The organism is Cyclobacterium sp. SOCE241 (genome assembly GCF_056867545.1).
Genome location: NZ_CP149779.1, coordinates 5,944,817 through 5,958,822, shown reverse-complemented (window position 1 = coordinate 5,958,822; position 14,006 = coordinate 5,944,817). Strand labels below are relative to the sequence as shown.

Sequence of the window (14,006 nt, the reverse complement as noted above, 5' to 3'; positions counted from 1 at the left end):
AAAATTAAAAATTATGCCAATTAATCTTAAAATAAAACCCAGTACTTACGTCTCACTTTCCCTAATTATGTTGGTGATGATGACAATCTGGGGTTGTAAATCAGGAGAAAATTATGTGCAGCCGGACTTGAATCTTCCGGCCACATTTAAATCTCTATCAAGCAATCAATCGGATAGCACAAAAAATGACACTTCCAATATTGGAAAACTAGCATGGAGGGAGGAGTTTTTTGAAGATAGTACGTTGTTGGATTTGATTGATAAAGGATTAAAAAATAACCTATACCTACAACAAGTTCAAAAGGAAACAGAAATTGCCAATGAAGGTTATAAGCAATCTAAGGCAAATTTTTTACCTCAACTTACTGCTATTTTAGAAAAGAGAGATGACAGGTATTCCGAGAACTCCTCCACCAGAGAAAATGTCAAGTACTATGAAAACAAGGAGATTCCCAACCAATGGTACTTAGCCAGAGCCAATAATCTAGCAGCTGTTCAATCCAGCTGGGAAATTGATTTGTGGGGTAAACTCAGGCGACTAAAGGAAGCCAACCAGGCACAGTTGAGACAAAGGGAGGCTTTTACAAAAGCTGTACAAACAGATCTAGTAGCTGAAATCGCAACTTCTTACTATCGGCTGCTCATGCTTCAAGAGCAGAAACAAGTTGCTGAATACAACTTAAGATTGAATGATTCCACTCTTAGCATTGTAAACCTTCAATACAGAGCAGGTGAAGTTTCATCATTGGCCATTACTCAAACAGAGTCCCAAAAACTTATCTCTGCCTCCTTGGTACCCCAAATTGAGCGAGAACTTGAGGTTCAGAAAAACAGGTTAAACGAGTTATTGGGTGAATACCCCAAAGATTCATTGGAAGTTCTCAGGGGGTTAGGAGACACCAGACTGCTAAGTGAAATTGCTGTGGGGGTTCCTTTTGAGCTAATTCAAAATCGACCGGATGTTAAAGCCGCTGAATTGGCTTTAATAGAGGCGAATGCTCAGGTGGGCGTTTCACAAGCCATGCGATATCCTTCATTGTCCTTAAGTGCTCAGTTAGGTTATGATGCGATTAACTTTTCAGATGTAATGAATCCCGGATCTCTTTTTGGGGTTTTTGTAGGTTCACTTACACAACCCATCTTCCAAAATAGGAAGTTAAAAACCAGGTATAGAATTTCACTATCAGAAAGGGATATTGCCGAGCTTTCTTTCCGAGAAAAAGTTTTACAAGCTGTGGCAGAAATTTCTAATGGGATGGTGACCATCCAAAAGCTTAATGAAGAATATGCTCTGGCAGAAAAACGGTTGATTAACGCCAGAAAGGCAGTAAAAGAATCCTATTTACTATTTAGTAGTGGTTATGCCACTTATTTGGAAGTTATTAATGCCCAGAGTAATGCTTTGGATAGTGAATTATATATGGTAGATGTAAAAATGCAAATGCTTATTGCCAATATAGAATTGTACAGAAACTTAGGAGGGGGATGGAAATAAGCTTAAATCAATTAAGCTCCCCTCTACTTTCAATAATTCAATAATGCTTTATCCGCATTTATCACAACCACATCCGGATTGGGGTTTATTGCGCTTATGAAACCAAGTGCGATAAACCCATCCACCAATTACGGCAATAAATAAACTAAAAACCAATACTTCCTGCCACATAACTAAGAGAAAATTTGATAAGTTGCCAAAGCTCCAAGATAAGCTATTATCGTCATGAAAATGGTTTGTAAAATAGGCCATTTCCAACTTTTGGTCTCTCTGTATACCACAGCCACTGTGCTCATACATTGCATGGCCAAGGCATAAAAAACCATCAGAGAAAACCCGGTCGCCCGATTAAAGACTTTTTCACCGGTATCGGCATGTACCTGTTTTGCTAACTTCTCTCGAATGGTCAATTCGTCTTCCACATCTTCACCAACACTATAAATGGTCGCAACAGTCGCCACAAATACTTCTCTTGCAGCAAATGAGGTCAATAGTGCAATTCCAATTTTCCAATCATAGCCCAAAGGGCGAATGGCCGGTTCTATTGATTTACCCAAGATCCCTATATAGGACGATTCTAACTCCTTGGATGCATATATATTTCTAATTTCATCTTTTTCACTTTCTGTAGCCTTCTCCAACATTGCCAATTTCTCAGCTTCAACAGCCTCCATTTTACCAGATGGACCATAACTGGCCAATACCCATAAAACTATTGAAATGGCCAATATCACCTTCCCTGCTTCAAGCACAAATATTTTGGATTTGTTGAACATAGTCAACAATACAGTTTGCAATCTAGGCATCCTATAGATAGGAAGATCCGCCATCAAAAAACTCTTTTCTTTGGTCTTGATGATAAATCTAAGCGCTAGAGCCCCTAAAAGCGTGAAAACAGTTCCAAAAAGATACATGACCAACAGAGCGATGGCTTGTAAATTTATCCCCATCCATGCTTCATCAGGGACGGTCAACCCAATCAAGATTATATATACCGGTAACCTTGCTGAACAACTCATCCAAGGTGTCACCAAGATGGTAATCAACCGTTCTTTACTATTACTAATATTTCTACTAGCCATGATACCCGGGATGGCACAAGCCATTCCTGAAATCAAAGGCACTACACTTTTACCATGCAACCCAAAGGGACGCATGATTCGGTCCATAAGAAAAACAACTCTAGAAAAATAGCCTGTATCTTCTAAAAAAGCCAAGAAACCAAATAACAAAGCAATCTGAGGAATAAAAATAACTACTCCGCCAATGCCGGTAATAATTCCCTCTGCCAATAAATCGGTAAAAACACCGGGAGGTAAGGTTTCCATAACCCAGCTACTTAAAAAGGCAAAAGTCCCATCGATGAGGTCCATAGGAGCTTCAGCCCAAGCAAAAATAGCCTGAAATATAAGCAACATTATGCCTAAAAAGGTTAAATAGCCCCAAACCGGGTGTAAGAAAATAGCATCTAATTTGCCATGAAATTCTTTAGGTTTATTGACCCCGGCTAACACCGATTTTTCCAACAAGACAGAAATTTTTTTATACCTCTCCGTTGTTTCCTTGGTCTGCTGTTCTTCAACATTAAATTGATAAGCCTTGGCTTTTTCTTCTAACCAAACCCTTTTATCCTTTGCCAAAGTAGGATCAAAGGATGAAAATATTAATTGTTGAAAAGCTTGATAAGGTTGATTAAACCCAAATTTTTCCTGAACCTGTTCCAATAATTCATGGGAATCAGGTTTATGAAAAGTTTTCCCTACTACAAACTTATCTTCCGTAAATAATGATTTAACTTCTTCTAGCCCTTCGTTGTTTCTGGCATCAGTCATTACTAAAGGAACACCAAAGGCTTGGTATAAAGAAAAAGTCTTAATGGACAAGCCCCTTTTTTCAGCCAAATCCTTCATATTGATTACAAAGGCTATGGGAATACCCAGATCCATTACTTGCGTTCCAAGCAGAAGGCTTCTTTCCAGATTACATGCATCCAAAATTACTAGGGCAGCATCAGGCTTATCTTCTCCTTGGCCATTTAGCACTTTATGGGCGATGACTTCATCCTCAGATTTGGGCAATAGGCTATAAGTACCCGGTAAATCTATCAATTCAAATCTTTGATCACCCTTCTGAAAATGACCAACCATTTTGTCAACGGTCATTCCCGGATAATTACCAATCTTTTGATTTAAGCCTGTGAGTTGGTTAAAAATACTGGACTTCCCTACATTAGGATTACCAATTATGGCAATTCTTTTCATCCCCAATCGTTCTGCTATTTCCATGCCTTATTCCGCTTTTAAATGTATCAGATCAGCTTCTTCTACCCTTAAAGCAAGGATATTACCATCAATAATAAAGGCCATTGGGCCGTTAAAAGGTGCTTTCTTTAATAAGCTGATCTTTTTACCGGGCAAAACTCCCATTTCCATCATCCTTACCAGCAGGTCAGAATTGCTTATACTGGAAATTTCGTGCACTAAATTATTTTTAAGTCCTGCTGCAGTCATAGGAATTTGATTTTTAAGGCTTTTCTGCATCTTTGATTTCAATCCGCAATTTTAACATATTTTTCTCGTAAAAATAAGGATTTCAGCCTTTATTTAGATTGAATAAATTATATCGATTTCAACCTAATAACCAAAAAAACTGAGTCAGAAGTTCGGTAAAACCCAAACCTTTTAAAAATAAATCTTAACTACACTTAAACCCATTGTTCTAAAAGGCTGTGTACTAATAATTACTATCAAAAATACAAACCCATGACTCCGCGTTTCTGCTTTTTTCCAATATTTAACATACCTCTGAAAAAGCAAAATTAAATACGCAAATAAAGTTTTCTAAGCTTAGGTAATTCTTGTCACAAAACCTCTTGGAATAAATTGCTAAATTGAACCGAATTGAATTTGAGAGCTATTAATCAAATAAATATTCTCGTATTGCAATAAATTTTAGCCCAATTGAAGCATAGGCTTTAATTTAGAAAAAGCACTGGTGATTTAAGGGAAAATTCATTACAATGCTTTCATTCAATGAACAGGTATTAGAAGGTTCTTATTCAATTTAAAATAAGCTGATAATTAAAATCTTTAAAGTTATGTTTTTCGAACGTGTTTATGATAAAAGTTTAGCACAGGCCAGTTATGTTATCGCTTGTCAAGCTGCCGGGGTAGCAGCTGTAATAGACCCTAAAAGGGATGTGGACACTTATTTGAAAATTGCAGAAGAAAATAATTTTACGATTACTAAAATTTTGGAAACCCATATCCATGCGGACTTCTTATCCGGATCTCGGGAGTTAGCTTCCCTTACGGGTGCGGAAATGTACCTTTCCGATATGGGGGATAAAGATTGGCAGTATGAATTTCCTCATAAAAAAACCCTCAATGGTGACCATATTGAATTAGGCAACTTGGATTTCGGAGTAGTTTCAACCCCGGGACACACACCTGAGAGCTTAAGTTTTATACTTACTGACAAAGCAGCAAGCGATGCACCGGTCATGATTTTTACCGGAGATTTTATATTTGTAGGAGATGTAGGAAGGCCAGACTTGTTGGAACAGGCTGCCGGGATCAAAGGAAGCCAAGAAATTGGTGCAGGTCAATTGTTCGAATCTTTGCAAGATTTCCTAGATTTTCAGGATTTTATCCAGGTTTGGCCCGGGCATGGCGCTGGTTCGGCCTGTGGGAAATCGCTAGGAGCAGTCCCTTCCACCACTGTAGGATATGAGAAAATTAGAAATTGGGCTTTCAAGTTGTTGGATGATAAAGAAACTTTCACCAAAACTTTATTGGAAGACCAACCTGAGCCACCCAAGTATTTTGCTAAAATGAAACAGCTCAATAAAATTGAGCGAAAACTGCTTACAGAAGTTCCCGAGATAAGGCATTTAAATAAAAATGAATTTAAGGATATTTTACATGGAGAAATGCCCATCATTGATACCCGAACACCAGAGGCATTTGCCGATGGATTTTTAAGTAGGAGTTTGAATATTAAAAACAACAATAGCTTTCCTACTTGGATGGGATGGTATATGGATTACGATAAACCATTTGCATTAATTGCCATGCCGGATGAAATAGAAGATCTTTCCAGAAAATTGATGAGAATTGGATTAGACAACGTTTTTGGATACATCAGCCCTTCTGAGCTTAAGGAAATCAGTGACTTAGCATTTAATAAAGAAGCACCTATAGGTAAAGAAGCTGTAAAAGAAAAAGTTGTCAACCAAAATGCACAAATTATAGATGTAAGAGGTGCCTCGGAATATAAAAAAGGTCATATCGATGGGTCCATAAACTTATTTGTAGGAAAATTAAATGAGAACCTTGAACAGGTTAGTAAAGACCGCCCTGTGATCGTGCATTGTTTATCAGGCAGTCGGTCTGCTATTGCTTATTCATTACTTAAAGCCAATGGATTTGAAAATGTTTACAATTATTCCGGTGGATGGCAAGACTGGCAGCAGCTTTGACCTTCCCTTCGTGCATTGAAAACAGGGGCTTTGTTTAACCTTCTCTAGGCAAGTCAAGAATTATTTTGATTATTGTTATTAAAACAAGAATTAGTTAATTGCAAGTTGATACTTCTAGCACAATCATACGTTACAATTGGTATGATTTAATCTATTAGAATATTTTAAGCAATGAAAACTACCATTCAAGAACTTGCTCAAGAGTTGGCCGACTTGGAGGCCTCATTAATTGAGGTTACCCATGAGTTTGATGTATATCTCGAACAAATACCCAAAGATCAGAGAGTTGCTGCCATCAACTTGATCCAGTATTTATATTTCAGGAGTAAGGACAGGAAATCATTACAAGAAAAACTTCATTATTATGGCTTTTCTGCACTTTCCAATTCCGAAAACCATCTGCACAGACAGGTGCAGACCATCAGAGAACGTTTAGGCCATACTTATGCAAAAGGGGAACTTAACCCATGCACGTATAAGTTTAGCCGAAAAAGGCTTGAACAAAACAGTAAATTACTGTTTGGAAAGCAGGCCCAAGCCAAGATGCCGAGTGTAATGGTCACCTTTGCTACAGATTTTGCTGAAAATCCTGAACTTATAGAACGGCTTTTACTCAATGGCATGCAAGTCGCTCGTATCAATTGTGCGCATGATGATCAGGACCTTTGGTTGGAAATGATAAAACAAATCAAAGCTGCTGAGAAAAAACCGGACTATCTTGTAAAATATATTTTGACCTTGCCGGGCCAAAGATTAGAACCGGGCTTTTAGCCAAGGGCAAGGATGAAGGAAAAGTAAAAGTTGAAGAAGGAGACGAAATTTGGTTAGCTGAAAGTAAAAAAGGTTTTTCAGCAGAAGACATCGTAATAAGCCCTAATGAAAAAGGTATTATTTCCTCTCTTCAAGAAGGTCATCGCGTGTTCATTGACGATGGCGAAATAAGCGGGGTTGTCACCAAGGTGGAAAAAGGAAAAGCAGCTGTAAAACTGGAAAGAGTAGCTTCCAAAAAGGGTAAAATAAAGTCAGAAAAAGGAATTAATTTTCCGGATTCACCTTTGAACATCCCATCCCTTACAGACTTTGATAAAGCTTGTTTGCCATTTATCACAGCTCATGCAGATCTGCTGGGTTATTCTTTTGTGAAGACGCCTGGAGACATTACCAAATTAAAAAGTGAGCTTAAAAAATTAAAACTCAAAAAACAGCCTGCAATCATTCTAAAAATAGAAACCCCCGAATCCGTGAGGAACTTACCTGCCTTACTATTTGAGGCAATGAAAACACCCCCTTTGGGATCATGATCGCTAGAGGAGATCTGGCCGTTGAAATAGGCTTTGGGAGAATGGGAGAAATTCAGGATCAAATCTCATGGATTTGTGAAGCGGCCCATGTTCCGGTAGTCTGGGCTACTCAAGTTTTAGAAAAACTTCAAAAATCCGGTATGCCTACACGTTCAGAAATAACAGATGCAGTGCAAGCCTCTCTGGCAGAATGCATCATGATTAACAAAGGCAATCATACCATAAGAGTACTTAAAACTTTGAAAGAAATAATGCTTAGAACTGCCGGGCATAGGACAAAAAAGAGATTCATTTTCCGCCCTTTAAGTATTGCTAGCGATTTTATCGAGTCAAAGAACATTTATAATATCACACCAACTACTGAAGAAAAATGACCTAATGGTTAGACAAAATATCTTTTAATTTCACTGTCTTGACTTACATTTAAACAGTACAGTGCAGGATACCTTTCGAGCGAAAATGATTTACATTTAGTCCCAAACTAAAAATAAACCCATGAAAATATTGACTTTTTGGACTTTGCTTTCTTTGATCTTTTGCATCAACACAAAGGCTGCGTCAGACTTAACTCCCGACTACTTAAGGTGTGAATACCTAGAGAACCCTTTCATCGACGAAAAGAAACCTCGATTAAGCTGGATTTTAAAGTCAGAGGTTAGAAACCAATACCAAACTGCCTATAGAATATTAGTTGCAAGCAAAGTTGAACTTTTGGAACCCGGAAAAGCAGACTTATGGGATTCAAAAAAACCATTGGAGACATTACTTCTCAGGTGGTCTATCAAGGCAAGCCCCTCAAGTCTCGTCAGAAATGCTATTGGAAAGTGCAAAGCTGGGATAAAAAAGGCCAGGCCGGTAAGTGGAGTGATTGGGCAACCTGGGAAATGGGGCTTCTAGAAGAAGATGACTGGAAAAGTCAATGGATAGGAAAGGATTTTTCAACGAATACCCAGCCCATCCCTTATAAAAATAAAGAATTGTTTTTACCCCCTTCTCCTATTTTAAGGAAAAAAATCGCATTGGCAAACAAAGTAGCTAAGGCACGATTATACGTAACTTCACTGGGATTGTACGAATACAAGATCAATGGTAAAAAAGTTGGGGTAGATTTTCTAGCTCCCGGTTGGACCGATTACAACAAACGGCTCTACTATAATGTGTATGATGTGACACAACAGCTTGGTCAAGGAGAGCATGTATTACAAGCAACACTTTCACCTGGTTGGTACAGTGGCTATATTGGATATGCATTATTGATAGGCAACCCTGTAGTCAGGGCGTTTTATGGAAACACACCTGCCTTAAAAGCACAATTGGAAGTTACATTCACCAATGGTGAAACGGCCATTTTTACTACCAATGAGCAATGGAAAGCTGCAACAGGTGGGCTTATAGAATCAGATATTCTTCATGGAGAAACCTTTGATGCCAGAAAAGTTCCTGAAGGTTGGAGCCAAGCAAACTTTAATGATGAACATTGGGATGATGCAAGCATAATAAACGCCGGCAAACGTAATTTACAATTATATCCTGCTCAACCTGTTCAGGTTACAGAGGTTATTGAACCTATTGAAATTCATAAGAGAGAAAATGGTGATTATATTTTCGATATGGGGCAAAATTTTGCTGGTTTAGTTAAACTGAAAGTAAAGGGAAAAGCAGGTGACAAAGTAGTATTAAAATTTGGGGAAATGTTGCACCCCGACGGCAGGTTAATGGACGAAAACCTTAGAATGGCCAGGGCAACAGACACCTATATACTCAAGGGGGATCCCGAGGGAGAGGAATGGACCCCTGCATTTACCTACCATGGTTTTCAATATGTACAAGTTAGTGGTTTTCCCGATAAGCCTACCAAAGGGAACATCACTGGCTTAGTGCTTGGCTCCAATACACCTAGAGTAGGCCATTTCGAGACTGACCACCCTATGGTCAATCAATTGTACCAAAATATTGTCTGGACCCAACGTGCCAATTTTGTGGACATCCCCACGGATTGTCCTCAAAGAGATGAAAGAATGGGCTGGACAGGAGATGCCCAAACTTATGCCGGGACTGCAGCCATCAATATGGATGTCTCTGCCTTCTTTACCAAATGGATTCAAGATCTTCACGATGCACAATGGGAATATGGTGCCTATCCCGACTATGCCCCCGCCCCTCCGGTAAGAAGCACAGACACTTATGCTCCGGGATGGATGGAAGCAGGTATTATTAATCCATATGAACAATTCAAGGCATATGGTGATACAAGAATCATTGAAACGGGCTGGGAAAACATGGAGAAATTTATGGCCTTTCATTATAAAAAAGCAAAGGGGCTTATTTTTATCCGGAAGGTTCTTTCGCAGATCTCAACCCCAAAGGTGGGTATGGAGACTGGCTCTCTATAGGTAAAAAAACACCTCCGGACATGTTGGCAACCATGTATTACGGTCATGCTGCCAGCCTTATGGCTGAAATGGCAGATGCCATTGGAAAACCGGAAAGAGCCATGCATTTCCAAAACTTGGCTAAAAAAATTAAAACAGCCTTCGCAGCACATTATCTCAACGAAGAAAACCTAAGGCTCAAGACAGATGCTACAGCTTATGGTGACGGAGCCGGATATGTGGATGGACAAATGGGATTTTCAGGAAATACACAAACAGCCTATGCCAATGCAATTTTTTTGGATTTTCTTGATGACAACCAAAAACATATAGCCGGAAATCACTTGGCACAGTTGATCCATGAAAATGATGGCAAACTAGCCACAGGGTTTCTTGGTGCCAAGCAGCTTTTACCAGCTTTGTCTGCTACAGGACACAGTGACTTGGCCTATCAACTTCTACTGAATGAAGAATATCCTTCATGGGGATTTGAAATAAAAAATGGGGCCACCACAATTTGGGAGCGATGGGATAGTTATGTGAAAGACGACCCGGAAAAAATGGCCAGCCTAAACAATGGCATGAATTCTTTTAGCCATTATGCTTTCGGTTCAGTATTTGAATGGATGTTTCACAATATGGCAGGCATCAAAACTGACGAAGTGGCTTACAAAACCTTTACTATTGCCCCTGAAATACCGAGAGAGGAAATCAATTATGTGGCTGCCAGCCACCAATCTATTCATGGAAATATCAGTAGTTCTTGGAAAAGAGTAGGAGAAAAACTCTTTATGAAGGTAAGCATTCCTGTTAATACGCAAGCCACCTTATTTATACCGGCCAAAAGTGAACTAGACATAACCATGGACAAAAAAAGGTTGGACCAGTATGAAGACCTCCAGAGAGGACATTTCATCGAGGGGAAACAAGTGCTGAAGTTAGGCTCAGGTACCTATCAATTTGAAAGCATCATAAAATAAATGATTCGCTAAATAAAATAAATAGCTGATACCTGCGAAAGTTTATTTCTTCATCTTTTCAGCTAAATTTAGCCCGTCCTATCTACATGCCTAAGCAGGGCGGGCTGAATTTTAATTGCTAGAAATTGAAATTCCAAACAAACAAGGGATAATAATCCCACCTTTCCACTTTAAAGAATAAGGGCAGTTAATCCATCATTCGACAAACTTTTCCCCAAATATCTGCATCAACCGGCACGCCTAGCCGAAGATTTTCTTCTCTTCTGATAAAGGACTGCTCTCCCGGGAAATGAATGTCCATCCCATCAAAAACCTTTGATTGTTTTAAATCTGCTATGGTTTGTTCAATTTTCCCATCCAAGTTGGTTTTAGATATTCCCATTACCTCAGGATGAATGCATAAAAAAAACTGGGAAACACCATATTCCTCTTGCTGCCGACCAATTTCTTGAGAAGACTGTCCATCAGAAAGACCTGAAGCCAATAGGTCCAACATCAATGACAATCCTGCTCCTTTCCATAAACCTATCGGCAAGGGAAGCTTCTCAGCAATAACTTCAATGGGATTTTTGCTAAGCTGCCCCTCTGCATCAAAACCAGCAGCATAAGGCAGTTGCTTTCCGGATCTTTTATAAATTGCCATTTTGCCATAGGAGTATTGAGTCATGGCGGTATCTAAAATTACGGCTTTGTTTTTATAAGGCAGCCCTATTACTAATGGGTTGTTTCCCAATTTTGGTTCCTTCCCACCCCAAGCAGGCATGTTGGGAATGGTATTGGTAAAGCAAATACTTATACACCCTGCTTCCGCTGCTTGCCAGCCATAATTGCCTGCTCGCATCCAATGATTGGTGTTATTTAAAGCCACACAACCCATACCATTTTTAATTGCCATGGCGGCTGCCCTTTTCATAGCAAAAGAAGCATTGTACATTCCTGCTCCCAATTGGCCATCCCATCGCTCCATGATTGGCAAAGAAAATTCTAGCACAGGTTCTGCTTCCGGAATTACTCTTCCCCCTCTACTTGCTCTAAAAATGCAGGGAAACGGTTCAATCCATGAGAAGCCACCCCATCAAGACTCGCCATAGAAAAAGCTCAGCACAAATTTTGGCCTTCTTGGCCTCAAATCCACGCTGAATTAAGATATTGGCAAAAGTGGTTTTTAAAATTTCAAATGGGATTCTATTGGTAGTGTTCATAATAGGTATAGGGTATAAATAATTTTTGAATAAAGTAAGCAATTTTACCGGCCGAAAAAAACACCTTCCTATTTTCACTAAAAGGAAGAAATAATCATTAAACGATCCTAAAAAATATTTCCGAATCCACCACCACAGCACTTTCAAAAAATTTATACCTAAACCCCACAAAATGAATGGATTAATCAATAAGCTATTTACTCTCTTTTCCTGAATCCGGATGCCTTCATTAAAAATAAATTAATCATATCATTGTCTATTTTATCCATTATTTTATAATTTGCACGGATTACAATATCATTTTTTTATTTATGATATTTTTTTATATTAGATTAAATCATAAAATAATGTATAGGTATTTATCTATTTCTATTTTTTATATTTTTCTATTTTCACCTCTGGTTTTAAATGGAACAAACTTTTCTACCCCCAACTATTCAAGTATAAAGAAAGATTATAAAATCACTTTATCAGAGGACTACTCCTATGAAATCGAAATCAATCAGGTAACCACCATCTATGACAAAAACGGATTATCACACGCATCCTATCACTTTATCATAGATCAATTCACCAGCTTAGATAATTTTGAAGTAAAGATAATAGACCCATTCAATGAAAAAACCATAAAGAAAATAAAAGCCAAAGACCTTCAAGAAAGAGATTTAATAACAAGTGGCAATATTTACCAAGATTTAACCTTAAAGCAATTCAACCTGCAGTCATCTTCTTTTCCGGTAAGGGTGGAAATGAAAGTAAAACTAAGAAAATCAGGGAATTTCTATTTCCCTACATGGAGACCACAAAATAACTACCATCAAAAAGTAGAACAAGCTCGCTTGGAAGTTATCTACCCGGAATCCTTAGGAATTCGTTTTAAAACCCAGCATTTTGAGGGAGCATTTGACACCAATTTTATAGGTGAAAATCACACCCTAGTTTGGACAATCAATGACCTCGCTCCTCTTGCTGAGGACACGGAGGAAACAGATTTATCTAAGATAACTTTAGCCCCTGAAAAATTTGGGATGGATGGGTTTGAAGCAAGAATGGACACTTGGAAGAATTTCGGTTTGTGGTTTCACCAATTAAATAAAGAAAGAACCAAATTACCTGATGCGTTTAAACAAGAGCTTCATGAGATGGTGAAAGGGGTCGATAATTCTATAGAAAAAATTGAAATTCTATACAGGTACCTACAAAAAAACTATAGGTATGTCAGTATTCAATTAGGCCTTGGAGGTTGGCGTCCGATGGAAAGTGAAGAGGTGCTTTCTAAGAAGTATGGGGATTGTAAAGGTTTGACTTTATTTATGCAAGCCATGTTATCAGAAGTAGGTATTCCTTCAGATTACACTTTGGTTAAAGCAGGGGAAGATCCCACTTTCGACGAAGATTTTCCCTCTAATCAATTCAATCATGCCATCTTAAGGATAAAATCCGGTGATAAAAAATATTGGCTGGAATGTACTTCCAGCCATTTACCTGCTGGATTTTTAGGTTCATTCACAAGGAATCGGAAAGTATTGGTCATAACCCCGGAAGGTGGAGAAGTAGATCAAACACCTACATATTCTGATCCTGATTTTAACACCACTGTATTTAATTCTTCTATCCTTTTACAACAAAATGGAAATGCTGCAATAAAAGGAACATTGTTGCAGAAAGGATTTCCTGCCGAAATTACAGTCATGAAAACATATGACAAAAAGGAGGATGAAATTACCAATCTTTTCAATGGTCAAATAGGAGGAAATGGTTTAATAATTAATGACATTAGTTTGGATAAAAAAATTGAATGGCAGGATATTCAAACTCAAATCAACTTCTCAGGGATGGTTCAAAGGTATTACAAAAGTACCGGTAAACGAATATTTATCCCCATCTCATGGCACACTTGGGAACCTAACCTAAAAAACACCTCAGAGGTATACATGGAGGAAGTCAACATCAAGAAGCATCGCTCATTGAACACAGAATCAATCCCCCTTCCCTATCCATCACAGAGGACAATTATGAACTAAAAATGGAGATAATAATTGATGATGAAAATATATTAATAAAAAAACAAATACAATTTACTGACACCGATCGGCTCTCTGAAGAAGAGCAAAGCGAACTACTTATAGCTTTAAACAAAAAAATACAAGGAGAATTAGTTTTTACCAAACAATAA

Annotated in this window: 12 protein-coding genes and 1 pseudogene; 10 read left to right on the top strand and 3 right to left on the bottom strand. The window is 38.3% G+C overall.

From position 1 onward, the window contains the following. Positions 1–13 precede the first annotated feature (13 nt). The gene (locus tag WG932_RS30240) at positions 14–1,495 is read left to right on the top strand and encodes an efflux transporter outer membrane subunit (protein WP_483086367.1); all 1,482 of its coding nucleotides are present in this window, start codon (positions 14–16) and stop codon (positions 1,493–1,495) included. 173 nt (positions 1,496–1,668) lie between these two features. On the opposite strand, the gene feoB is transcribed toward WG932_RS30240, so the two are convergent. Together feoB and WG932_RS30230 are read right to left on the bottom strand one after the other, a co-directional pair. Continuing rightward, entirely contained in the window at positions 1,669–3,780 is a 2,112-nt protein-coding gene (feoB, locus tag WG932_RS30235) for a ferrous iron transport protein B (RefSeq protein WP_483086366.1), read from the bottom strand. A gap of 3 nt (positions 3,781–3,783) precedes the next feature. Beyond that, positions 3,784–4,005 (bottom strand): FeoA family protein, encoded by a 222-nt coding sequence (locus tag WG932_RS30230; RefSeq protein ID WP_014021384.1) that lies wholly within the window; start codon positions 4,003–4,005, stop codon positions 3,784–3,786. Between the two features lie 587 nt (positions 4,006–4,592). On the opposite strand from WG932_RS30230, the gene WG932_RS30225 reads away from it, so the two are divergent. The 7 genes and pseudogenes from WG932_RS30225 to WG932_RS30195 all read left to right on the top strand — a co-directional run bounded on the left by WG932_RS30225 (position 4,593) and on the right by WG932_RS30195 (position 10,628). Beyond that, positions 4,593–5,975: an MBL fold metallo-hydrolase gene (locus WG932_RS30225; protein WP_483086365.1), complete on the top strand. Its 1,383-nt coding sequence runs from the start codon at positions 4,593–4,595 to the stop codon at positions 5,973–5,975. A gap of 171 nt (positions 5,976–6,146) precedes the next feature. Next, a complete protein-coding gene (locus tag WG932_RS30220; RefSeq protein ID WP_483086364.1) occupies positions 6,147–6,746 on the top strand; it encodes a hypothetical protein in 600 nt (199 codons plus the stop codon). Further along, positions 6,701–7,276 (top strand): pyruvate kinase, encoded by a 576-nt coding sequence (locus WG932_RS30215; protein ID WP_483088751.1) that lies wholly within the window; start codon positions 6,701–6,703, stop codon positions 7,274–7,276. Before WG932_RS30220 ends, WG932_RS30215 begins: the two co-directional genes overlap by 46 nt. Beyond that, the gene (locus WG932_RS30210; protein ID WP_483086363.1) at positions 7,273–7,650 is read left to right on the top strand and encodes a pyruvate kinase; all 378 of its coding nucleotides are present in this window, start codon (positions 7,273–7,275) and stop codon (positions 7,648–7,650) included. The genes WG932_RS30215 and WG932_RS30210 overlap by 4 nt, the downstream gene beginning before the upstream one ends. A gap of 121 nt (positions 7,651–7,771) precedes the next feature. Next, a pseudogene (locus tag WG932_RS30205) lies at positions 7,772–7,966 on the top strand (glycoside hydrolase family 78 protein); the annotation flags it as partial. 44 nt (positions 7,967–8,010) lie between these two features. After that, on the top strand, positions 8,011–9,669 hold the full coding sequence (locus WG932_RS30200; protein ID WP_483086362.1) for a family 78 glycoside hydrolase catalytic domain: 1,659 nt from the start codon (positions 8,011–8,013) through the stop codon (positions 9,667–9,669). Positions 9,670–9,689: 20 nt separating this feature from the next. Continuing rightward, complete coding sequence (locus tag WG932_RS30195; protein ID WP_483086361.1) at positions 9,690–10,628, top strand: alpha-L-rhamnosidase-related protein; 939 nt, start codon at positions 9,690–9,692, stop codon at positions 10,626–10,628. Positions 10,629–10,815: 187 nt separating this feature from the next. Here the strand turns inward: WG932_RS30195 and WG932_RS30190 are convergent, their stop codons facing one another. After that, positions 10,816–11,619 carry an Ldh family oxidoreductase gene (locus WG932_RS30190; protein ID WP_483086360.1) on the bottom strand — a complete coding sequence of 268 codons (804 nt, stop codon included), beginning with the start codon at positions 11,617–11,619 and terminating at the stop codon, positions 10,816–10,818. A gap of 558 nt (positions 11,620–12,177) precedes the next feature. On the opposite strand from WG932_RS30190, the gene WG932_RS30185 reads away from it, so the two are divergent. Both WG932_RS30185 and WG932_RS30180 read left to right on the top strand, forming a co-directional pair. After that, entirely contained in the window at positions 12,178–13,854 is a 1,677-nt protein-coding gene (locus WG932_RS30185; protein ID WP_483086359.1) for a DUF3857 domain-containing transglutaminase family protein, read from the top strand. Positions 13,855–13,856: 2 nt separating this feature from the next. After that, entirely contained in the window at positions 13,857–14,006 is a 150-nt protein-coding gene (locus WG932_RS30180) for a hypothetical protein (RefSeq protein ID WP_483086358.1), read from the top strand.